This is a genomic window from Kamptonema sp. PCC 6506 (genome assembly GCF_000180455.1).
Lineage (GTDB): Bacteria > Cyanobacteriota > Cyanobacteriia > Cyanobacteriales > Microcoleaceae > Kamptonema > Kamptonema formosum.
This window is the reverse complement of the sequence record NZ_CACA01000265.1, coordinates 16,998-37,947: the sequence shown is the minus strand read 5'-3', so window position 1 is coordinate 37,947 and position 20,950 is coordinate 16,998. Positions and strand designations below refer to the sequence as shown.

Here is a 20,950-nt window from a genome sequence, read left to right as displayed (position 1 = left end):
GGGGAGACAACGCGATTGTAGCAAAACTTTGGAGAAATGGTATTATTTTGGTACAGACCAAGAGCGAACTTCACCCAGAGTTACAGGAATTCTGTCGCTCACATCAACTGTAAACCGATAAACCCTCTTAGCCCTAAGTCCATTTTCTGAATCGAAAAACTTTAATATCACATCCCAACAATCGCTATTAATCCGACAAAACGGGCTTTTTTCTACTTCAATCGTATCGAGTTGCATTCCTCTGGAAATAGCTTCAGCGAAGCTCGAAGCAGCTTGGAAAGCATTAGTAACGGAAAAATTTAATGCCCTGTCTTTAGAAGTTTGTCCTAGATTTTGGAACTCAAAATAAACTTTATTTACGAAGCTAGTGAGAGCTTTTCGCATCGCAATTTCATCAACTTGCGGTGCTTGCGAAGCCACACTTTGCAAAGCTGCTTCGACTAAATTGTTGATTTTCCAACCGTACATTCCCCTGATATTGATTAAGGTAATTACGGGAATTTCTTGCCCCGAAAATAACTGCACGGTTTTATCAGTTGTTTTAGCGGGAATGCTGACTCGTTCGATAAAATCATCGCTGTCTTCCGGTTCAATTTGCCCCGCTAACATCATAATTAATATTTCGTAGACATCCGCAGCAAAGCCCTGTCTGGGTTCTAAGACATAAATGGGGGTAAGTTCTTGATTGAGCGTCCAAATCAAGGCTTTGGCTTCACTGGGATTTTGTGACAGATAATCGACCATTTGACTGGCATCATAGGGATTAGGGGGAATTACTGTGCCGTCAATTTCAAATGCAGGCATTAGCTGTTTGAAGGTGTCGCGTCTGGCTTCGCTACCGAAGTCGTAACCGATAGTTCCCAAGGCGTAGACGAGTTTTGAGGTGGCGCTGGGGGTGATGCCTTCGGCGGGTTGACTGAGGGTGAGGTTGGCAACGGTTGTATTGGATGGCTGCACTGTGCCAGAGTTTGCCGGAGAATCAATTCTGTAGTTCATAGCAGAAGCCTGTTCAAACGGACTGTTAATTGAGGCTTCAACAGAGGGAATTTCTGGGCGATTACTGGCATTAATACTGGAAGTCAGCGGGCTTTCAATGGGGTTTTCAGTCCTCTTTAAAGGACTTTCACTATTAGCCTGGATAACGATTTCTGAGTGCGATTGAACTGGGGTTAACTCTTTTCCAGTTAGTAACTGATAAGCGCCTGGAATATTCAATTTCCCCCTTAAACAGCGTTCCGGTTCTTCTATTTCTTCCGGGTCACAAGGAATGGCACTATTTAAAATAGCTTGACGCACCGCTTCGGCATTGGGTTTTTCCCCGCGTTGCAGTTGCAGACTTAGGAACAATGCCGATACACCTGTGACGATGGGAGCCGCACAACTCGTACCTTGACTAAGTTTGGTTTCTTCAGTTGTAGGTTGTGCGCCGAGAATGTTTTCTCCGGGAGCTAAAATTCCGTCATGCTGGTAATTACCGCCCCAGTTGCTGTAGTTGGCAGGTTTTCCATTGTCTTTCATCATGCCGGCACCCAGAACACCGGGTAAAATGGCGGGAATGCACCAACATTCACCTTTATCATTACCTGTAGGGGCAACAATCAGAATATTGTTATCCTGGCAGTTTTTCACTGCTCTAGCTAACAAGTCATGGGCAATACCCGTTTGAGTGGCACAGCAAGCCGCACAGTGAATGATGTTTGCTCCCAGTTTCATTGCTAATTCAAAGGCGCGGGTAAGATTAATTGGAGAGATAAACTCACCATTGTCGCCAGTAGTGTTGATAGGAATATTAATGGCGCGACAGCGAGGGGCAATTCCGGGAACGGGTGAGCCGTGTTGACCAATAATGGTACTGATGATGTGAGTAGCGTGAAAGTTTCCTTTTAGGCGATTGAGAATTGCTTCGGGGACGGCAGCTTGTAGTTTTTTGGCTTTGGCTTCGCCTTTTTCGCCACTCTTTTCAATCTCTAGAAAAGCCTCGTAATATTCTAGAGCAATGGGTTCTGGGGTTTCGTGCCAGTAAGGGAAAATTTTGCTGATGTTTGCCCCTTGGAAGCAAGAGCGCTCTAGGTCAGCGTTACCATCAAGAATAACAATGGTAATTTCATGGTCGCCTTTTGTATGCGCCCAAAGGTCATAGAGTCCAGGTAGCTTATCTGCGTTGTTCATCGGAGCAGCAGATGGAGTTATAAAGTTGGTTAGATTGGGAACTACGAGATTGGAGGAAGTGAAGGATGTACTTCCCTTACTCTCTATACTTCCCTGCTCCCCTGCTTCCCTGCTCTCCTGCTCCCCTGCTCCCTCTCTCCCCTGCGCTTCTACTTTCCGGGAAATTGAACCGAGCATAAATTCGCCGACGGCTGATTCTTCGTAGTAATCCAGTCCGGTAATTTGTGCGAACCTATCGCTATTTCCTGCTCCTAATGCACAGGGGGCGAGGTTCATGTCAGTAGCAACTAAGTAGAGGTTTTCATACAACACTCCAACGTGCTTTAATACTAAGGCATAAGCTAAGGATTTATATTTACAGAAAAGTCTGCCAAACCGAGCGGTAATAATTAGTAAAACTTGGGGGGTGTCTTGTTCGCCGCTAGATAAACGAGCATCTGCAATTAAAGCGGCTACTTCTGGATTGTAGTCGGCAATTTGCTCTAATTGATGGTTGAGGGGGTCATAATGATACAATCCGGCATCCAATCCTTCACACTGCTGGACAACAGGATAAATTTCTAGTTCGTATCGCGCACCACCACAGGGGTAAGGACGGCGACTGACTTCGCCTACTTCTTCCATTTGATAAACTTCTGTTACTCTGGCGCAGCGATAGAGTAGTTCGCCTAATTGTTCAATGGTGATGGGATAATCGTCATATTCTCGAATGGATTGCCTGGTTTCTATTGCTTGGGTTAAGGAACTATCGGTTTGGGCTAATAATTCTAAGTTAGGGCGAAAAAGAGGAATAATTTTCTCGCTCATGGGCGGTTTGACGATGGGAAATAATTCCCTTTGTTCCCAATGTTCGATTGATGCTGTTTGATAATCGTGTCTGCCGTCACGACTGCGACTGTGAAACAGCAGGTTGTGAAATTCCCATAGTTCTAATTTTAATGGTTCGGGTTCTATTGATAAGAATTGAGTGGCTAATAATAGATGAATAAATTTTTGAATTGTTTCGGTTTCAATATGGGGAAAGGCTACACTAATGGTTGTTATGGTTTGCGATTGGGATAATAAACTGATGATGGCGCTGGCTTGGCTATCGAATAGGGTAATTCTAAATTTGGAGAGGGGTGATTCTAACACCATTTTGCCGCCGAGTTGATGTAGATAAGCAAAACGGGAGAGGGTAAAGGTTGTGTGTTGCCAATCTATTTCCGGGTAATCCAATGTTGCCGCTTCTACCATTGGGATAGCTGTGGCTAGGGGTAAGATTGAATATTCAGGAAAACTTGATGGTGCGATTTGTGGCAGGGAAGGATTCAATTGTTCTTTCACCACTTTTCCATTTGGCTCGATGGCAAGTTGTTTCAGTTTTTTCTTGTCCATTTTAGTTTCCTACTTTTTGAGAAGTTTTTCGGACTTTGACTTGGAAAATAGAAGTAAAAACCGAAAAAGCCGTTAAAATGGCATCGGCATCGGATTCATTTCCTCTTCCAAACGTGGCGCAGATAACCAACCCAGTTTTACAGGGACATCATACAATCTTCCTGCCCCAAAACGCGACCAAAAATGGCGCAATCCTGGCACAATAACCTTAACTACATTTAACCGAATATCCGGGCGAGTTTGGTCGAGTACCAAGGTTTCCAATCCGGCATTTTTGGCAATTTCCACACAAGTCATTACATCTTCATAGATGTCATCGCTCCAAAGTTGGGGGTAATCGCTATAAACTTTAGGAGTAACATTGGGGTCAAAAGCAAGATAAGGTTGATTTTCTAAAGTGGCATTTAATAACCAATCTCGCCATGCCCCTTCTAACTTTTCGGCTTCTACTTTATCCAACTCCAAACCGATTTGATTTACTTCTGTAACGGCGCGTAAAATGGCAATTTTTGGGTCTAAATGTGCGCCATATCCAGCAATAATTCTTTCTGCACCGCCATCAATGCGCCGAGACACGCCAGCAAAAGCGGGAATACCTGAATCGGCAGTTAAATCGAGCACCCAAAGTTCTCTGCCATTATTTTGATAATAAGTTTGCAGTTCTAAAAAATAAGGCTCATCAAAACTGGCTAAATTTACTGCCGGACGTTGCAGACGATTGTACCACCATATTCCGACGCTATCCCGTTCGATTAATTCCATAAACCCTTGCAAAATCGCTTCTTCTAAAGTGTTCCCAGCAGCGTTACCGTTGGAATCTGCTTTACAGAAACGGTGGTCTTTGGGCGATGGATAATCGTAATAACAGTAAGCAGTGGGTAAGTATTTATGGGTTTGTTCCGTTAGCGACCAAACGGGTGTCCAGTCAATCGATTGGCTTTCATCAAAAGTTTGGGGAATCCAATCGTGGGCGACAGTATTTTTCTCGTTCAATGCTTCCCGATTTTCATATTGGCGGGGACTGAAATGCAAACATCGGTATGGATGAATTGCTTTTTCTCCTAGTTCTGCCAAAGTTGCTTGTTTCCGGGGTTCGTCGCCTTGGAAAATCCCCGAATAGCGTTCGACTGCTTCACAGAAACCACTGGCTTTTGATTGGCGGTCGGTTTTTCCCTTACCGGAACTTTTATGGCGCAAAACGTGGCGCAGTCCTTTCAAAGAGGTGGCGCTGCCGAAACTGTGAACGGCGCTGTAGGTATGGACGAGGGGATTGTTGGGGTCGGAAACGCGGACTAGGGCGGTGACGACTCCGGTAATCGGACTAATTAAATGTTGGTGGTTTTGTACGGTTTGGTCGGGGGTGACGGAACGATGACCGCCATCGCTGGTAAAGTGTTTGGCCAGGGGACGCAGGGTAACGGGTTGAAAACCTATTTCAGTTAACAGTTGCGGATTGCCACAGGCGGAACATTGGGGACGGTGAGGCAGGGTGTGGGTTTGCAGTTCTAGGGAGATTTGGTTGAAGGTGAGAATTTTCCCTTTCAGATTGGTGGCAGTTTGCTGTTGCACAACCCATTTGGCGATTTCAGTGGTGGTGAGTTGTAGGGCGGTTTGCACAGTGGAGGGGAGTGTGGCGCGGGCGGTGGGGAGGCAACCGGAGATACCCCCCTGTCCCCCCTTAGTAAGGGGGGGAGAAGAGTTTGACCCCTCCTTAGTAAGGGAGGGAGAAGTAGGGGTTTGCCGGCTCTGATTTAGGGAGAGTTTGGCTTTCTGGTGCAAAATGGAGGTTTCTACTTCCCGATTTCCCCGCAAGCGATGGGCGAGGCATTGCCAGCAACCTGTTTCTTGAGGGATGAAAATTGGCCCTAGCCAGAGGATGTTACCAGCCGGTTTGACCAGAAGCCAAGGTTGATTGGTTTGTAGGGCTATTTGGTTGATTTTGGCTAGGTCGGGTTGTAGGTAATCGTCGGTGAGAACTGCTAACAGGGTATAGGGGGATGTAGACTGCTGGGTTTCCCAAGGTTGGGTATGAATGCCAACTGCTGTTAGGGAAGCGGCTAGGGGTTCTGGGGAGATTTCCCCAACTGCGGTGAGGGCAATTTTTGCTTGCTGTAGGGATTGGGCGGCGGTGGGGGGGTCGATGCCCAAGGCACTCCAGAAGGCGGCGATTTCTGGCGATAAGTCGGGGGCGGCTTCTGTGAGGTAGCCTTTGGCTTGTAGTCGTTGCAGTACGTGGTCTATGTATTCGGGTGGAACTTGTCCGTCAAGTTTTTCGATGATGTCTTGTAGGCTGTTTTCACCGTTGAGGAGGGGAAGGATTTGGCAGTAGAGGCTTCCTGTGAGGGCGTGGGTGGAGTTTTCTTCGAGTAGGTAAACTTGTTTGGGTTCGATGATTTCGACGCGAAAATGGGGTTTGATTTGAAGGATTTTTGTCGAGTTCATGGAATTTTATCTAGCTCGAATTTTAAAAGGATTTAAAAGGAAATGTCAAGAAAAAATCGCGGATTTTGTAACCGCTACCAACCGAAAAGTAAGCCAGCCAGAAAGTACCATTGGGGAAATAAACTCCTAGCTGGCTTAAACCTCAAAGGAGGCAACGAAAAAGGAATTAGTAACTTTACTCCACCATCAGGCGGGTGCCAGGTATCCGAAACCCCTACATAAGGGTAGTTGCCCAGCGATTCATCGGGGCGAATCACGCTCCTAGAAAGGAGAAAAAACATTTTTGAGGAAATTAACAGATGCAGCTAGAGTGGAAATCTATTCTGCGTCTTCTCCGTCATAAGAACAGACTACACAATCACCCCAGGTATTACTACACGCATATTTATCCCCCCACGACGGTAGTACAGATGAACTATCCATCTGGGAGAGAGTTTCTTCGGACAGTTCTGCCAGTTCCGCTTGCTGTTGTCCAGTAGCGAGCCGGTTAACAGGTTGTGCCTGCTGGGGCATCAAGTTTTTGTTGTCCATGATAGGATTCTCCTAATATTTGGTTGATTGGTGTCCTGTTGTCGAGACTTACTCAGTAGAGCAATTGCCTCTCATAATACTATCTATCACTTGGTTGCCCAAGCAGTTTAGCATTTTCCTTCTTCCTTCTACTTAGTTGACCAAAATCACTCTTGTTTTACAGAGGCAAACCTAACGCGACTAGCTACCCTAGTTGCAGAGCTAGCGCCGATGGTTCCATCTCCGCACGCGGTACTCACGTTGCCAGTATTATTTTTGGTCAACGTTTGCTGATATTTGCATTATTTAGAATAATTTTTTTTAGAGTAGTAAAGTCGGATATTGTCAATTCTAGTCTTTTGCAACTCCCCTTGAGCTACACCTACCCACATGGAAGAGTAAACAGGTTGATTTTGATAAAAAGCATGGACTCTCTGTGCCGTATCATTTATTGGAAAATAACTCAACAAATCTTTTTTATCTTTCAGACAATAATATAGCACTGGCTCGGTATTATCTTTTGACAAACCAGTAAAGAATACACTTGATACTTTGAGAGGTTCTAGGACGAATGGGGGAAAGGTTTGCTGGAGAAAAGATTGGATATCTGGCTGTTGAAATTGTTTTTCGGTTAGTTCGCAATAAAGCTCAATCTCACTGCGACCATTTAAGTAGAAATCGAATCCAATCAGATGCACTGTTTGCAAGGCAATCCAGCGTTGAGCAGTAGAATCATTGCCATCAAGAGTTAAAGCCGCCTCTATTTTTTTCAAGTTTTCTGGATGGTCATTTAGCCGAATATGGATTTTCAAGCTAGAGTCAGAAATATTTGGTCGCAAATCCACTCCCGTTGTAATTCTAGTTACTTTGCTGAAGTCAAAAGATTTTCCGAGAAACTTGTGAAGTAAGTCATAGTTGAGTTGCACATCGACTCGACTTTCCACTTGACGAAAAAAGGTGAGAAATTCTGTTAGTTTTCTCTCAATCTCTTGCGAAGATAAAGCTACGAATCTTGCTGCCTGTAATTTATCCGCTTCAATTTTACAGGAGGCTTCTATTGTATCAATACCATCAGTTTTAGTAATAAAGTCTTGAAAAATATCTAGAGGATATAAAGGTTGAACATCAAATGCTTGTCGATGGGCATTGATACAATGTAGTTTTTGCTCTTGAGTTAACGGTTTCGGAAGGGTGAAGATAGGTCGAGTTGAGTCACTTGCTGATAAGATTATCATTGATTGTTAAGTTTTAATGGCTGCTATTCTATTATGATGAAAGTCTTGTTAGGTTTTAACTAGCATCATGAATAAATGCCCAGGAAACGCCGTAATTTAACAACTGGATATTTTTAAGATCGCCATTCGTTGCAATAGCGAGTTTAACTTAGCAAGGCGCGAGTGTTGTTAATTTGTTTCTTTATACAGTTAAAAAGGCATTGGATAAATACAAATTCAAACTCTACGTCCTTTGTATCATGTCCGATCGCATTCATTATCTGAGCGAACCTCCCCAACCCGATGATTTACCCAAAATTATGCACTTTCTCAATTGGTAAACTGCTATTTTTGAGGTTGAGGTAAGTGATAGAATTGGGGAGATGGGAGATTACTCGGCCTCGTCGAAGGAACACAACGGCCCCAAATTAAAGGTTGACCAATAATCACCACTAGAAACTGAACAATTACAACTCCCAAATTGACCCTGGGGTATCACTCCTGCATTGATGCTGCCTCCCGATGAGTCCTCTTGTTGCCAAAGAGCTTCTTCCGACAATTCTGCAAGCACATCCGGCAATTGTCCAGTAGTGATGCGCTCAATGGGTTGAGCTTGCTGGGGCATCAAGTTTTTCTTTTCCATTTGAGTTTTCTCCTTTGCTGCTTTTTGTGATTTTCTTCTTCTGTTGTGGAAGAAGCTGGTTGTGTGTCGCTTGTAGAAAGAGCGATCGCTAAAGCTTTTTTTGGGGGAGGGAGGCGATTGGGATTTATGGGCGATCGCACGCTGCGTGACTGCACCTACCGCAGCCCTGGAAGCTATTGCAAACTCTTGGGAATGAACTTTAAAGGAAATGTAACTACAAACAATACTTTTGTCAAGAATTTTCCTAATAAATAGGACGCAATTTTTTAGGAAAAGTAGGAATTGTCAAGGATTTTCTTTAAGTTTTATGAAAAAGCAGGAGAGCGATCGCCTTTCATGGTATTGTCTATAACTTGAAATTGCCCAAGCATTTTTTAAATGAATGCCCAAGCTCAAACAAATCCCAGAAATACAACAACTATGGGAAAGAACTAAGGGCGACTCTACCATTTGCATTGCCGTCCTCGATGGGGTAGTTGACCAAAATCACCCTTGTTTTACAGGGGCATCTTTAACGCGACTGCCTACCCTAGTTGCAGGGGAAGCTAGCACCAATGGTTCCATGTCCGCACACGGTACTCACGTTGCCAGTATTATTTTTGGTCAACTCGGTTCTCCCGTGCAGGGCATTGCGCCAAAATGTCGCGGTTTAATCGTTCCCGTATTTGCAGATGAACGACTGAAGCTATCGCAACTCGACTTATCTCGCGCCATTGAACAAGCCATAAATGCTGGGGCGCACATCATTAATATAAGTGGTGGACAACTCACCGACTTTGGGGAAGCCGAAGGTTGGCTGGAAAAAGCTGTGCGTCTGTGCAATGAACGTAACGTTTTAATAGTTGCCGCCGCCGGAAATGATGGTTGCGAATGCTTGCACGTTCCCGCCGCTATGCCAACTGTGCTAGCAGTCGGCGCAATGGACGAGTCGGGAAAACCCATCGACTTTAGTAACTGGGGAGAAACTTACCAAAGCCAAGGCATCCTCGCTCCCGGAGAAAACATTTTAGGAGCCAAACCAGGAGGTGGTACAATCCCACTCAGTGGCACCAGCTTTGCTACTCCCATCGTCAGCGGAGTTGCCGCTTTACTTCTGAGTCTGCAATTGCAACGGGGAGAAAAACCCAATCCCCAAAAAGTCAGGACAGCCTTACTAGAGACTGCCATACCCTGTTCGCCAACTGATACCATCGATACCGATCGTTGTTTAGTTGGCAAATTAAATATTGCTGGTGCTTTGCAATACCTGATAGGAGAAACCGTGTCAGAAGAATTAGAAACAGTTGCCGCCTCTGGTTGTGGCTGTGGCAGCCCCCAAACCAGTGATGCCCTACCTAATAGCCAAATCCCAGAAGAAGTTTTGATAACCGAACCTGCTGAAGTTGTTGCTGCAACTCCCGCACCCGTACCTACTTCTAATCTACCCGCATTTACTAATTCATCTACTCCCAGACAGATTGCCATGTCAAATCGCGCCTCTAATTACGTTACTGCCAGCCAAGCACCCAGCGAACTCGCCGATGCCAACTTGGTTTATGCTTTGGGAACCCTCGGTTATGACTTCGGTACAGAAGCAAGGCGCGACTCCTTTAAGCAACTGATGCCAGGAGCTACAATAGACAACACCGTGATTCCCGCGAACCCCTACGATGCGCGGCAGATGGTGGATTATTTAGCAGACACTCTTTCGGAAGCTAAAGCTTTAATTTGGACGCTCAACCTAGAATTGACCCCAATTTATGCTATCGAACCAGTAGGCGGTTTTGCTAGAGATGCCTATGCAGTATTGCAACAACTACTCGCAGGACAAATCTACCCAGAAGATAACGCAGAATACGTCGAACGAGTCAGCATCCCTGGCGTTTTATCTGGGCGCAGCATCAAGCTATTTTCCGGGCAAGTCGTTCCCGTAATTGAACTTTACAACATTCGCGGACTCTACGGCTGGAAAGTTAACAACTTAGTCAATGCGGCTATAAATACTGTACGAGCTACAGCCACAGACGCGCAAGAGGAGGCCATCCGTCGCACTCTCAGCAGCTTCCTCAACCGGATTTATTATGACTTACGCAATTTGGGCACCACTTCCCAAGATAGGGCGCTGAATTTTGCCGCTACTAATGCTTTCCAAGCGGCGACAACCTTTGCCCAAGCAGTGGCAGAGGGAATGGAATTAGATAGTATTACAGTAGATAAAAGTCCCTTCTCTCGTCCTGATAGCGATTGTTGGGATGTGAAACTAAAATTTTTCGATCCAGAAAATAGCCGCCGTGCTAAGAGGGTATACCGCTTTACTATAGATGTAAGCGATATTATTCCTGTTACCTTGGGCGATGTCCGTTCTTGGTCTACACCTTATTAATGCTTCTTTTTAAGTAGGTTGGGTTGTGCTGGGCTTCACCCAAGATCGAGTTTCAATAAGTATTTAGTTTTACTTGTTTGCACCCAACCTACGGACTTCCATTCTGACTAACTTACAGAGGAAAAAATGAGATTACCCAACCTTTCCCCCCCTGTGAAAAGACCTGATATTATCCATCCTCATCAAGCAGTAGATGTCATTCACGGAACAGTAGAAGATTTAGTCCGCATTCGCATGGATTTATTGTACGGAGCAAACTTTAACGACCCCGCCGCATTTGCCCACAGAAGTTATCAACAAGTTAAGTCTTCCAGTGGATGTAGGTGTCTGTAATGTTCTGCATCAGCAGTATATAGTTAACAGCAAGTGGAGAATTACGCACTATGGCTAAAAATTCCGAGAAAAACCAGCCAAAAGAAGCAGCTACAGAGGGGCAGGAATCTCAAGCAAAAAATGCCTCAGAAGCAGCCAATAAACTTGAAGAAGCCAAACAACATTTGTTAGCCACCGGACTTAAAAATAATGGCTTTTGGTGGGAGGAAATGCTCAAAAATCAAACAGCTTCAGAAAAAGAACCGAAACCATTCCGCCGGGGTCGGATTTCGTCTTAGCGAATAAGTGAGATTTTTCAGAAAGTTAAAAAAGACTTATTTAGAGAACAAAAAATCATGGCTGCAATCACTCGCCCTGAAAAAGAGGCTACCCTCGTCGATTTAGTAATTGTCATTGACACTAGCCCCTCAATGAAAGACAAAATCGACATTCTTAACCACGCCACAGAATCTGCTATCAAAAAAGCTAGTTTAAGCTGTCCGTGCGATTTACGAATTGAGTGGTTCGGTATTGAGGGAACTTGGGAAAATACCAATTTCCAGCAGACTTTGCGAGAATATCTGATTAATAATTGCGGAGTCGCTGAAACAGAAATACGAGGTCGTAAGCGCGGCGAGGTTCCCGCAAACGGCGCACAAGAGGACGGGGCTAGAGCTATTGAAGATATTTCCACTTACTTTAATTGGCGAGATGGTGCATCCCGTGCCATTTTTTATTTAGGTGACGAAGCTTTAGAAGGTGGTGGCGACAGTACCGAACAAGAGGATATTGAAGCAGCTAACCGCGCCATTGAAAAAGCCAGAAATGCTGGAGTTGTCGTTCATACTTATTTCGGAACATCTAAAAGCCAAGGACAAGATAAAACGGCGGCTGAGTACGTCCGCCTAGCACAAGAGACGGGCGGACATGGTTTTAGAAATCAAAATGCTATTGGTGGTTTTGCTGAGATTCTGAAAACGGTTATTTGCTCGACTAGAAATAGAGATACTACCCCTCAACTCGTTCCCGTTATCCCTGTTTACTTCGTGCAAGCGCAGCATTTAGTTGGTTTTTCAGCAACTAGCACCTCGTCAAGCACGAGTTCTACTACTCAAAACAAGTCGGTGGACTTGGTGATAGTCATCGATACCAGCGTTTCAATGAAAGACGAAGCTGAAGGCCTGAGCAATTCGGCAGAAGCGGCTATAAAAAAGGCTAGTTCAAGCTGTCCGAGCGATTTGCGAGTTGAGTGGTTTGGGCTGGAAGGAACTTGGAAAAATACCAATTTCCAGCAAACTTTGCGGGCATATCTAATTAATAGTTGCGGAGTTGCTGAAACAGAAATAAGAGGTCGCAAGCGCGGAGAAATTCCTGGTGGCGGAGCGCAAGAGGATGGAGCTAGGGCAATTGAGGATATCTCGACACACTTTAATTGGCGAGATGGTGCATCCCGTGCGATCTTTTATTTAAGTGATGAAGCTCTTGAAGGTGGTGACGATACCGAACAAGAGGATATCGAGGCAGCTAATCGCGCTATTGAAAAGGCTAAAAGTGCCGGGGCGATCGTTCATACTTATTTTGGAACGTCTAAAAGCAAGGGACGAGATAAAACGGCGGCTGAGTTCGCCCGTGTAGCACAAGAGACGGGTGGACAGGCTTTTACTGACAAAGATGCTTTGGGAGGATTTGCGGACATCCTTACCCAAATTATTTGTGTTTCTAGCGAAGCGAAAGTAGAGGAAACACAGCAGTTAATTCCTGTCGTGCCATTATATTTCGCTGCGGTCGTTGGCGGGGCGCTTGTATCTCAATCAACGCAGATGACAACGGTTCAACCCACAAATTCAACTGCTTCAGTAGCTAATACTGGGGGATTATTTTCTTTGAATCCAGCTAATTTAGTGGCTGCGCCCCAAAGTAGTATCTCAACGACAGCAGTAAATATGCCAATCTACATGATGGCAGTCCAACCGACGAATAGGGAAAGCGATCGCGCTACTTAACTGTAGCGACCTGCTTCAAATAAAAATTACTTATCACCCTCGGCCTAGAGATTTCAGGGGGAGTCAAAATCTGAGTACGCCCGTTATAGCAACCGCCACAACGCTTAGGAAAGGATAGATCGCCTACACCCTTTCTATTATTGCATTTTCCTCCTGCCCCCTGTCTCAAGCCGAACAGCCTCCTGCTATACCTTGAACTTTCACAGGCTTTGCCTCCAAAATGAAAGCCCCCCTATTATGAGACAAAAGATTGCAATCGCTGAATTAATTGTGGGGTCTGGAGTACCCCCTCAATCCGATCTACTTGTTGACCATTTTTAAACAGTACCAGCGTTGGTAAAGCGTGAATATGATACTCCGATGCTAAATCCTCGTATTTATCCGAGTCGATTTTGACAATCTGGAGGCGATCCTTCATTTGAGCATTAACCTCTTCCAGAATTGAGGCCATGATCTTGCAAGGGCCGCACCAAGTAGCATAAAAATCGACGAGTACAGGCAACTCAGAGCCTGATATTAACTCATCAAAACTGTTGAACTCCTTCTTTATTGCCATAGGAAAAAACAAATTTTTTGTGGTTATGGCTTATTTTAATGCAAAATTCTTAGAGCTGACATTGTGAGGAATTTTTATGGAAGTATTGCCAGAGTCGCTACAACGCTTGCGGGGTCAAGTGGCGATCGTTACGGGTGCATCGCGGGGAATTGGTCGGGCGATCGCCTTATCCTTAGCAGCAGAGGGTGCTAATGTGGCGGTAAACTACGCGAGATCTAATAGTGCTGCTGATGAGGTAGTGGCGGAAATTGTTGCTGCTGGGGGGGATGCGATCGCACTTTTAGCCGATGTATCCAAAGTTGACCAAGTAGACGCACTCACCAATAGCGTCATGGAAAAATGGGGTCGCATTGATATTTTAGTTAACAATGCTGGGATTACCCGCGATACTTTGTTACTGCGAATGAAACTGGAAGATTGGCAAGCAGTAATTGATTTGAATTTGACAGGCGTATTTTTGTGTACGAAAGCAGCTAGTAAAATTATGCTGAAGCAACGTAGCGGCCGAATTATTAATATTGCTTCAGTTGCCGGTCAAATGGGAAATCCCGGACAAGCTAATTATAGTGCTGCAAAAGCGGGAACAATTGGGTTTACTAAAACCATTGCCAAAGAGTTAGCAAGTCGGGGTATTACTGTAAATGCAGTTGCACCGGGATTTATTACCACAGATATGACAAAAGATATCAAATCTGATGACATTTTGAAATATATTCCTCTAGGTCGGTATGGTCTACCGGAGGAAGTTGCAGGGATGGTAAAGTTTTTGGCTGCTGATGCTGCTGCTGCTTACATTACGGGGCAAGTTTTTAATGTGGATGGGGGAATGGTGATGGCATAAAGATAGGATGACTTGACAGACTTTGAGTCTATCCAGAGTTATACCAATTCTGAAAAGTTGTGTAGCGCCGCCAACAAGCGCGGTGACTTTACCGCGTTTGTTGGTGGCGTTACGTAATTTTGGCCAAACTATTACCGATCGCGGCTTTTTCATTCTCAGGTTCAATTTTCAATCTTTGTATTTCCGAAGCCTCTGGCAGTAAGCTTTCACAGGAGTTTTTAATAATTTCTGCTCTCTGATTCTGTCACTATATATATGATATGCAACTTACTTGTAATTGTTGAGCTTTTCTGTTTTCATCCTTGTTTAATTTAATTTTTGTGAATATTAAATTTAAGACATACTCTTGAAGGTTATGTGGTACATTCCCGTCTCTAAGCATTTTCGTGGTTCTTCCAGAGCGATCGCATCTCAATTTCTGCGACCGAAACGCCTCGCGATCTTTGAAGCTTGCTTAATTGGTTTAGTCTGCGGTTTAGCAGGCGTGTTACTAAAACTTGGGGTAGGATGGCTCGGAAGTTGGCGAGTTTCCGCCTCTTTAGCCATTCCTCCTTGGTTGCTACTACCAACTGTCGGCTTGATGGGAGGACTGTTAACTGGTTTACTGGTAGAGCGTTTAGCACCAGAAGCCGCTGGTAGCGGCATTCCTCACGTTAAATCTGCTCTGGCTGGTGTCGGTTTACCTCTAAATTTGCGCGTCGCGATCGCTAAACTCATCGGCACAATTTTAGCCGTCGGTTCTGGCTTAACCTTGGGAAGACAAGGCCCCACAGTGCAAATCGGAGCATCTTTGGCTGCTGGGATTAGTAATTGGATTCCCACTTCCCCAGAATACCGCCGTCAATTAATCGCTTGCGGTGCTGCGGCGGGACTTGCGGCTGGTTTCAACACGCCGATCGCGGGTGTACTATTTGTAGTTGAAGAACTGCTCCACGATGTCTCAGGCCTCACTTTAGGTACTGCAATTATCTCTTCTTTTATTGGGGCCGTTGTCTCAGAATTATTAGCCGGTAACAGCCTTAACTTAAATGTCCAGACTTACCAAAGCAGTTTTGTCGCTCAGGAAATCCCTTTTTATATATTGTTAGGAGTTTTAGCCGGAGTTTTTGGGGCTTTATTTACTAAAAGTATATTCGCAGTTTTAATATTTAACAAGCGATCGCTCCATTTCGGGTTTCCCTTACGAGTCGCTCTAGCTGGCTTAATTTGCGGTTTGACAGTAGCCGTACTCCCTGAAAACTTTCGCAACAACACGGGTTTGCGAGAATTTATTCTCACTGGGGAAGCCAGCATTCAAACCAGTTTCACCGCTTTTGTCGCTCAATTCGCCCTCACAAGTATCGCCGCCGGATCGGGAGCTCCCGGAGGATTATTCGCACCTTCCCTGGTTCTCGGTTCAGCCTTGGGTTACATTGTGGGAATTTGGCAGGAAAATTTTCTGGATTTAGGAATAGCTACAACCTATGCTCTAACTGGAATGGGGGCATTTTTTTGTGCTGTCACCAGAGCGCCGATCACGGCAGTAGTGATCGTATTTGAGATTACTACTGATTTTAAACTGGTATTACCTTTAATGATCTGCTGTGCGATCGCCTACTTAGTTGCGGAAAAAATAGATAGTGACTCCTTGTACGACCATCTTTTAGACCTTAGCGGCATTAACCTCAAAAAGGAAAAGCCTGTCAATGATGCTTTAAGCAGCCTCCATGCAGCTAATGTCATGCAGCGCCGAGTCGAAACTCTATCCAGCCTGATGACTCTAGATGAAGCAATCCAAGCATTTTCGCGATCGCACCACCGAGGATTCCCAGTCGTTGATGCTGGCAAACTGGTAGGAATTTTGACTCAGACAGATTTAGCTCAAGCCAACAGCCGCCAGCTACCGGGAGATACGCTGCTCAGTGAGATCATGACAGTGCAGCCAATTACAGTAGAGCCGCGCGATACTTTAAGTGAGATTCTCTGCCTACTCAACCGATATCATCTCAGTCGTTTGCCAGTCACCGAAGGCCGCCACTTAGTAGGAATTATCACCCGCAGTGACATTATCCGCGCAGAATCTGACCATTTGACAGGCGAAGCAGGTCAGATGGGGCCACATCCAGAGCCTTCTTACGTTGTATATCAAACCAAGGCTCCGCAAGTAGGAAGTGGCCGACTGCTGGTACCCCTGAGCAATCCGCAAACAGCTCCAGCTTTGCTACGAGTAGCGGCCGCGATCGCGCGCGATCGCAATTGCGAGCTAGAATGCCTGCAAGTGATCCTAGTACCCCGCAATACCCCTCCCTCAGAAGCTTTAGTACGAACAACAAGAAGCCGCCGACTGCTACAACAAGCTGAGCGAATTGCTCGTAATTGGGGCGTACCTGTACACACGCAAATACGAGTAGCTCACGATGTCGCTCACGCAATTTTAGAAACAATTAAGGAGCGACACATCGATCTAATTTTGATGGGTTGGCAAGGTGAAATCTCTGCTTCTGGTAGAATTTTTGGCAACGTTGTCGATACTGTAATTCGCCAAGCTGGTTGCGAAGTAGTTTTGGTGAAATGGAGTGAAAAACTATTAGTAAAAAATTACAAACTATCTAAAAATAATATTGAAAATCCTACAGAAAATCTACCCTTTTTGTCAGAGAATGCTGTTTCTAAAGATAACATAAATGTCGAATGTCCAATTCCTGATGGTTCTTGTCCGCGACCTAATACTCAATGTCCTATCCCAGATTCCGACATCAGAATGCAGGAATTAGGACTGCATACCCTCATGGGTTTACATCGTTGGTTAGTGCCAATTCGCGGGGATTATAAGCAAGCTGCGGCGGTGAGGTTATTACCAGCTTTAGTTGCTCTAAGTGCTGTTCCAGAAATTAGTTTATGTCAAGTTCATCAATCTTCTAGTGCTGAACCCGATACCAGTGATTTGAATGAAGCAGCTAAGTTTCTCAAGCGGCGGTTGAGTTGTCCAGTTATAGTAACTCCCGTTTGTGGTAAGTCTGTTTCTGATACTTTAATCGATCTAGCTCAGAAAAATAAGTGCGATGTAATTGTTTTGGGAGCAAGTCGGGAAGGATTATTAAAACAAGTGATGCACGGCAATATTCCTGAAGCAGTAGCTCGCGGCTGCAACTGTACTGTAATCTTAGTAAGATCTGTAACTTGAAAATTGGTAATTGGTAATTGGCTAATAGAGGAGATAGTCAAAATTCATATTTGCTTACCCAACCTAGCGAAGAGCGATCGCCCTCACTCCCTCAACAACTCAGTACAGCACCCATTCCCCATCCGAGACTGACTAAGGCATAATAGATCAAAGCTAGATCCTCAACTTTGAGCAAAATCAGCCGTAAATCAGCCCTAAGTTTTATTAATCCTTGACTGGTATCATTATGGTAATATCTCAGACCAACCACCAATTTACAAGCTTCAACGATTTTGAGGTATCCGCCGTGAGCCCCAGCAACGTCGTACCAATGGTACTCGAACAGTCGGGGATGGGAGAGCGGGCCTTTGACATATATTCCCGCCTCCTGCGGGAACGGATCGTCTTTCTAGGAACCCCCGTTGACGATCAAGTAGCTGACTCCATCGTGGCTCAGTTATTGTTCCTAGATGCCGAAGACCCCGAAAAAGATATCCAACTGTACATCAACTCCCCCGGCGGTTCCGTCACAGCAGGTATGGCAATTTATGACACCATGCAGCAAGTCCGCCCCGATGTAGTCACAATTTGTTACGGCTTAGCTGCTAGTATGGGGGCATTCCTCATGGCTGCTGGGGCGGCTGGTAAGCGGATGTCTCTGCCCAGTTCCAGAATCATGATCCACCAACCTTTAGGTGGTGCTCAAGGCCAAGCTGTAGATATTGAGATTCAAGCCAAAGAAATCCTATATCATAAGCGTAAGCTGAATGAATTGCTGGCGCACCACACGGGGCAACCCCTGGAGAGAATTGAGGCCGATACTGAGCGCGACTTTTTCATGTCAGCGGCTGAAGCTAAAGATTATGGCTTAGTCGATCAGGTGATCCTTAAGCAAAATCTTCCGGCACCAGGAGAAAATGTCACTCCAATGAAATAAGAGGCAGTTATGTCTAAATACGACTCCCATCTAAAATGTTCTTTTTGTGGCAAGTCTCAAGAGCAAGTTCGCAAGTTAATAGCTGGGCCCGGAGTCTATATCTGCGATGAATGCGTGGATTTGTGCAATGAAATTTTGGATGAGGAGTTGTTTGATGCTGGCGCGGTAGGGCCACAAACGCCCCCGCGCCCGGAACCTGCGCCAGTCAAACGCCGCGTTACTGCTGGTAAGACTTTGGGGCTGGGTCAAATTCCTAAGCCGAGAGAGATTAAGAATTTTCTAGACGAGCACGTTATCGGTCAGGATGAGGCGAAAAAAGTCCTCTCAGTGGCGGTTTACAACCATTACAAGCGCCTGAGTTTCGTTCCGGTGAAGGGCAGTACCAAGCCGCCTACGGACGAGGTAGAATTGCAAAAATCAAATATTCTGCTGATTGGCCCTACGGGTTGTGGGAAGACGCTACTGGCTCAAACTTTGGCAGAGATGTTGGATGTTCCCTTTGCTGTGGCTGATGCGACGACGCTAACGGAAGCTGGCTATGTTGGGGAAGATGTAGAAAATATCTTGCTCAGACTGCTGCAAGTGGCAGATTTAGATGTGGAAGAAGCCCAGCGGGGAATTATCTACATTGATGAGATTGACAAGATTGCCCGTAAGAGTGAAAATCCTTCGATTACGCGGGACGTATCGGGGGAAGGCGTACAGCAGGCTTTGTTGAAGATGTTGGAAGGGACGATCGCGAATGTACCTCCTCAAGGTGGGCGCAAACACCCTTACCAAGATTGCATTCAGATTGATACCAGTAATATTTTGTTTATTTGCGGCGGGGCTTTTGTCGGTTTAGATAAGGTGATTGAGCAGAGAACGGGCAAAAAGTCAATGGGTTTTGTCCAGCCTGGGGATTTGCTACCGAAAGAAAAGCGGACGGCGGACGTGCTTAAGCAATTGGAACCAGACGATTTGGTAAAATTCGGGATGATTCCAGAGTTTATTGGTAGGATACCGATGCTGGCGGTGGTGGAACCGCTGAATGAAGAAACCTTGATGGCGATTTTGACGGAGCCCAAAAATGCGCTGGTGAAGCAGTATCAAAAGCTGCTGAAGATGGATAATGTACAGTTAGATTTCAAGTCAGAGGCAATTCGGGCGATCGCGCAGGAAGCTTATCGGCGTAAAACTGGTGCGCGGGCACTGCGGGGAATTGTGGAAGAATTAATGTTAGATGTAATGTACGAGTTACCTTCTCGTAAGGATGTTTCCCGTTGCACGATTACGAAGGAAATGGTAGAAAAACGCTCTACGGCTGAGCTTTTAGTGTTGCCATCTTCGCTACCTAAACCGGAATCTGCATAGGAATGTTAACGGTTAACTGTTAAGGGTTAACTGTTAACTGTATTTAGCTTGTCAGTGTCAAAATTGAGGAAAATCAAATGACACAAGAATTAATCGATCTGAGAACTAGCATATTGGAAGGACGTTATACGGATGCTTTAGGAATTGTCGATGAATTAGAAGGAATGAGTAAACAGGCAATTCTCAGACAAATTCAATCTTTTTTAAATATTTTGTTAATTCACTTGATTAAAAATCAGGTTGAACAGCGATTAACTGGTTCTTGGGCAAGTTCAATTCGCAATGCAATTAGAGAAATTAAAAAGGCCAATATTAAAGATAATAAAACCTCTTATTATGTTAATGCCGATGAGTGGGCAAATTTGATAGAGGAAGAGGTAATTGAGGATGCGATCGCGGATGCTGCGGAGGAAATATTTAACGGTACTTATAATCAATTTGAACTTGCAGAAATGGTAGATATAAATCAGATTATCCAGATTGCTGTGATGTTATTGAATTTGACTTATGTGCATTCCGCCAAAGATTTACCCGCAGTGTTAGCCGAACATTTAAGTCAGTTACCTGGTGGAGAAGATTGGATAAATCGGCGAAAATAAGTGTCTTTAGACCCGGCGATTGAAATCGCGGCTACACAGACAAAACCCGCCTGCGCGGGTTAATCAAGAAAAAGGTGAGTTTGGAGTCAGTTCCCAAGTAGGATTAATTGATGTTTGACTATGGTGAATTGCCTGGTTTCTAATGTAGTTAGCTACATTGTCAATGGCATCATAACTAACAGTAAATGCTCCGTAACTACCTTGCCATTTAAAAAATTTACCAGGATTGATTTCGTGGGTGATTAAATGGGATAAACTTCCTTTGATTTGCTTGATCGTCTCAGATACCGCTAGAGTAGGCGGAAATCCTATTAAGAGATGCACATGATCTTGAATACCGCCAACAGCAATCACTGTACACCCTAGCTGATTACATTCTCCAATAATAGCGGCATAGATGAATTCTTGAATATCAGGAGTAATCAAAGGCAACCTATCCCAAGTTGCCCAAACAAAATGAAGATACAATTGTGTAAAATTTGCTCTCATT

General features: G+C 44.9%; 19 protein-coding genes. 12 read left to right on the top strand and 7 right to left on the bottom strand.

All coding sequences use genetic code 11. The features are described from left to right. Positions 1 to 42: 42 nt before the first annotated feature. Positions 43 to 3,546, bottom strand: coding sequence for a PatA/PatG family cyanobactin maturation protease (locus OSCI_RS13750; RefSeq protein WP_007355590.1), 3,504 nt, complete (start codon positions 3,544 to 3,546; stop codon positions 43 to 45). 72 nt (positions 3,547 to 3,618) lie between these two features. Further along, the gene (locus OSCI_RS13745; RefSeq protein ID WP_007355589.1) at positions 3,619 to 5,988 is read right to left on the bottom strand and encodes a TOMM precursor leader peptide-binding protein; all 2,370 of its coding nucleotides are present in this window, start codon (positions 5,986 to 5,988) and stop codon (positions 3,619 to 3,621) included. A 42-nt stretch (positions 5,989 to 6,030) separates the two neighbouring features. On the opposite strand from OSCI_RS13745, the gene OSCI_RS31510 reads away from it, so the two are divergent. Beyond that, complete coding sequence (locus tag OSCI_RS31510) at positions 6,031 to 6,210, top strand: hypothetical protein (protein WP_157135564.1); 180 nt, start codon at positions 6,031 to 6,033, stop codon at positions 6,208 to 6,210. 96 nt (positions 6,211 to 6,306) lie between these two features. Here OSCI_RS31510 and OSCI_RS13735 read toward each other — a convergent pair whose 3' ends face one another. From OSCI_RS13735 to OSCI_RS13725, 3 genes are all read right to left on the bottom strand, one after another. Then, complete coding sequence (locus OSCI_RS13735) at positions 6,307 to 6,519, bottom strand: DUF5837 family cyanobactin class RiPP (RefSeq protein ID WP_019487314.1); 213 nt, start codon at positions 6,517 to 6,519, stop codon at positions 6,307 to 6,309. Positions 6,520 to 6,800: 281 nt separating this feature from the next. Further along, positions 6,801 to 7,733, bottom strand: coding sequence for a DUF5838 family protein (locus OSCI_RS13730; protein ID WP_007355588.1), 933 nt, complete (start codon positions 7,731 to 7,733; stop codon positions 6,801 to 6,803). Positions 7,734 to 8,103: 370 nt separating this feature from the next. Then, positions 8,104 to 8,355, bottom strand: coding sequence for a DUF5837 family cyanobactin class RiPP (locus OSCI_RS13725; RefSeq protein WP_007355586.1), 252 nt, complete (start codon positions 8,353 to 8,355; stop codon positions 8,104 to 8,106). A gap of 45 nt (positions 8,356 to 8,400) precedes the next feature. Between OSCI_RS13725 and OSCI_RS31505 the strand changes: the two genes are divergently transcribed. The 5 genes from OSCI_RS31505 to OSCI_RS13705 all read left to right on the top strand — a co-directional run bounded on the left by OSCI_RS31505 (position 8,401) and on the right by OSCI_RS13705 (position 13,032). Beyond that, positions 8,401 to 8,610 carry a hypothetical protein gene (locus OSCI_RS31505; protein ID WP_019487313.1) on the top strand — a complete coding sequence of 70 codons (210 nt, stop codon included), beginning with the start codon at positions 8,401 to 8,403 and terminating at the stop codon, positions 8,608 to 8,610. Positions 8,611 to 8,737: 127 nt separating this feature from the next. Next, positions 8,738 to 10,717 carry a S8 family peptidase gene (locus OSCI_RS13715; protein WP_007355585.1) on the top strand — a complete coding sequence of 660 codons (1,980 nt, stop codon included), beginning with the start codon at positions 8,738 to 8,740 and terminating at the stop codon, positions 10,715 to 10,717. Between the two features lie 126 nt (positions 10,718 to 10,843). After that, positions 10,844 to 11,050 carry a cyanobactin biosynthesis system PatB/AcyB/McaB family protein gene (locus OSCI_RS28500; protein WP_007355584.1) on the top strand — a complete coding sequence of 69 codons (207 nt, stop codon included), beginning with the start codon at positions 10,844 to 10,846 and terminating at the stop codon, positions 11,048 to 11,050. Between the two features lie 50 nt (positions 11,051 to 11,100). After that, positions 11,101 to 11,328: a cyanobactin biosynthesis PatC/TenC/TruC family protein gene (locus tag OSCI_RS13710; RefSeq protein ID WP_007355583.1), complete on the top strand. Its 228-nt coding sequence runs from the start codon at positions 11,101 to 11,103 to the stop codon at positions 11,326 to 11,328. Positions 11,329 to 11,385: 57 nt separating this feature from the next. Beyond that, positions 11,386 to 13,032 carry a hypothetical protein gene (locus OSCI_RS13705; protein ID WP_007355582.1) on the top strand — a complete coding sequence of 549 codons (1,647 nt, stop codon included), beginning with the start codon at positions 11,386 to 11,388 and terminating at the stop codon, positions 13,030 to 13,032. 235 nt (positions 13,033 to 13,267) lie between these two features. On the opposite strand, the gene trxA is transcribed toward OSCI_RS13705, so the two are convergent. Further along, positions 13,268 to 13,588 (bottom strand): thioredoxin, encoded by a 321-nt coding sequence (gene trxA / locus OSCI_RS13700; protein ID WP_007355581.1) that lies wholly within the window; start codon positions 13,586 to 13,588, stop codon positions 13,268 to 13,270. Positions 13,589 to 13,664: 76 nt separating this feature from the next. On the opposite strand from trxA, the gene fabG reads away from it, so the two are divergent. The 6 genes from fabG (at position 13,665) to OSCI_RS13675 (ending at position 20,460) form a co-directional block, all read left to right on the top strand. Further along, positions 13,665 to 14,429, top strand: a complete 765-nt coding sequence (gene fabG / locus OSCI_RS13695) for a 3-oxoacyl-[acyl-carrier-protein] reductase (protein ID WP_007355580.1) — start codon at positions 13,665 to 13,667, stop codon at positions 14,427 to 14,429. Between the two features lie 355 nt (positions 14,430 to 14,784). Then, positions 14,785 to 17,592 carry a chloride channel protein gene (locus tag OSCI_RS13690; RefSeq protein WP_007355579.1) on the top strand — a complete coding sequence of 936 codons (2,808 nt, stop codon included), beginning with the start codon at positions 14,785 to 14,787 and terminating at the stop codon, positions 17,590 to 17,592. 17 nt (positions 17,593 to 17,609) lie between these two features. Further along, positions 17,610 to 17,735 (top strand): hypothetical protein, encoded by a 126-nt coding sequence (locus OSCI_RS31980; RefSeq protein WP_267879543.1) that lies wholly within the window; start codon positions 17,610 to 17,612, stop codon positions 17,733 to 17,735. Positions 17,736 to 17,818: 83 nt separating this feature from the next. Beyond that, positions 17,819 to 18,508 carry an ATP-dependent Clp endopeptidase proteolytic subunit ClpP gene (clpP, locus tag OSCI_RS13685; protein WP_007355577.1) on the top strand — a complete coding sequence of 230 codons (690 nt, stop codon included), beginning with the start codon at positions 17,819 to 17,821 and terminating at the stop codon, positions 18,506 to 18,508. 9 nt (positions 18,509 to 18,517) lie between these two features. Then, the gene (gene clpX, locus OSCI_RS13680; protein ID WP_007355576.1) at positions 18,518 to 19,861 is read left to right on the top strand and encodes an ATP-dependent protease ATP-binding subunit ClpX; all 1,344 of its coding nucleotides are present in this window, start codon (positions 18,518 to 18,520) and stop codon (positions 19,859 to 19,861) included. Positions 19,862 to 19,938: 77 nt separating this feature from the next. Beyond that, positions 19,939 to 20,460, top strand: a complete 522-nt coding sequence (locus OSCI_RS13675; RefSeq protein ID WP_007355575.1) for a DUF29 family protein — start codon at positions 19,939 to 19,941, stop codon at positions 20,458 to 20,460. Between the two features lie 63 nt (positions 20,461 to 20,523). On the opposite strand, the gene tnpA is transcribed toward OSCI_RS13675, so the two are convergent. Further along, the gene (gene tnpA, locus OSCI_RS13670; protein WP_007355574.1) at positions 20,524 to 20,949 is read right to left on the bottom strand and encodes an IS200/IS605 family transposase; all 426 of its coding nucleotides are present in this window, start codon (positions 20,947 to 20,949) and stop codon (positions 20,524 to 20,526) included. Between the last annotated feature and the right edge of the window lies 1 nt (position 20,950).

Excerpts from the sequence above, each read along its gene's own strand:
- OSCI_RS13690 (WP_007355579.1), top strand. The coding sequence starts at position 14,785 with ATGTGGTACATTCCCGTCTCTAAGCATTTTCGTGGTTCTTCCAGAGCG.
- clpP (WP_007355577.1), top strand. The coding sequence starts at position 17,819 with ATGGTAATATCTCAGACCAACCACCAATTTACAAGCTTCAACGATTTT.
- OSCI_RS13750 (WP_007355590.1), bottom strand. The coding sequence starts at position 3,546 with ATGGACAAGAAAAAACTGAAACAACTTGCCATCGAGCCAAATGGAAAA.
- OSCI_RS31510 (WP_157135564.1), top strand. The coding sequence starts at position 6,031 with ATGTCAAGAAAAAATCGCGGATTTTGTAACCGCTACCAACCGAAAAGT.
- tnpA (WP_007355574.1), bottom strand. The coding sequence starts at position 20,949 with ATGAGAGCAAATTTTACACAATTGTATCTTCATTTTGTTTGGGCAACT.
- OSCI_RS13730 (WP_007355588.1), bottom strand. The coding sequence starts at position 7,733 with ATGATAATCTTATCAGCAAGTGACTCAACTCGACCTATCTTCACCCTT.
- OSCI_RS13710 (WP_007355583.1), top strand. The coding sequence starts at position 11,101 with ATGGCTAAAAATTCCGAGAAAAACCAGCCAAAAGAAGCAGCTACAGAG.
- trxA (WP_007355581.1), bottom strand. The coding sequence starts at position 13,588 with ATGGCAATAAAGAAGGAGTTCAACAGTTTTGATGAGTTAATATCAGGC.
- OSCI_RS28500 (WP_007355584.1), top strand. The coding sequence starts at position 10,844 with ATGAGATTACCCAACCTTTCCCCCCCTGTGAAAAGACCTGATATTATC.
- OSCI_RS13675 (WP_007355575.1), top strand. The coding sequence starts at position 19,939 with ATGACACAAGAATTAATCGATCTGAGAACTAGCATATTGGAAGGACGT.
- OSCI_RS13715 (WP_007355585.1), top strand. The coding sequence starts at position 8,738 with ATGCCCAAGCTCAAACAAATCCCAGAAATACAACAACTATGGGAAAGA.
- OSCI_RS13735 (WP_019487314.1), bottom strand. The coding sequence starts at position 6,519 with ATGGACAACAAAAACTTGATGCCCCAGCAGGCACAACCTGTTAACCGG.
- OSCI_RS13705 (WP_007355582.1), top strand. The coding sequence starts at position 11,386 with ATGGCTGCAATCACTCGCCCTGAAAAAGAGGCTACCCTCGTCGATTTA.
- OSCI_RS13725 (WP_007355586.1), bottom strand. The coding sequence starts at position 8,355 with ATGGAAAAGAAAAACTTGATGCCCCAGCAAGCTCAACCCATTGAGCGC.
- clpX (WP_007355576.1), top strand. The coding sequence starts at position 18,518 with ATGTCTAAATACGACTCCCATCTAAAATGTTCTTTTTGTGGCAAGTCT.
- OSCI_RS13745 (WP_007355589.1), bottom strand. The coding sequence starts at position 5,988 with ATGAACTCGACAAAAATCCTTCAAATCAAACCCCATTTTCGCGTCGAA.
- fabG (WP_007355580.1), top strand. The coding sequence starts at position 13,665 with ATGGAAGTATTGCCAGAGTCGCTACAACGCTTGCGGGGTCAAGTGGCG.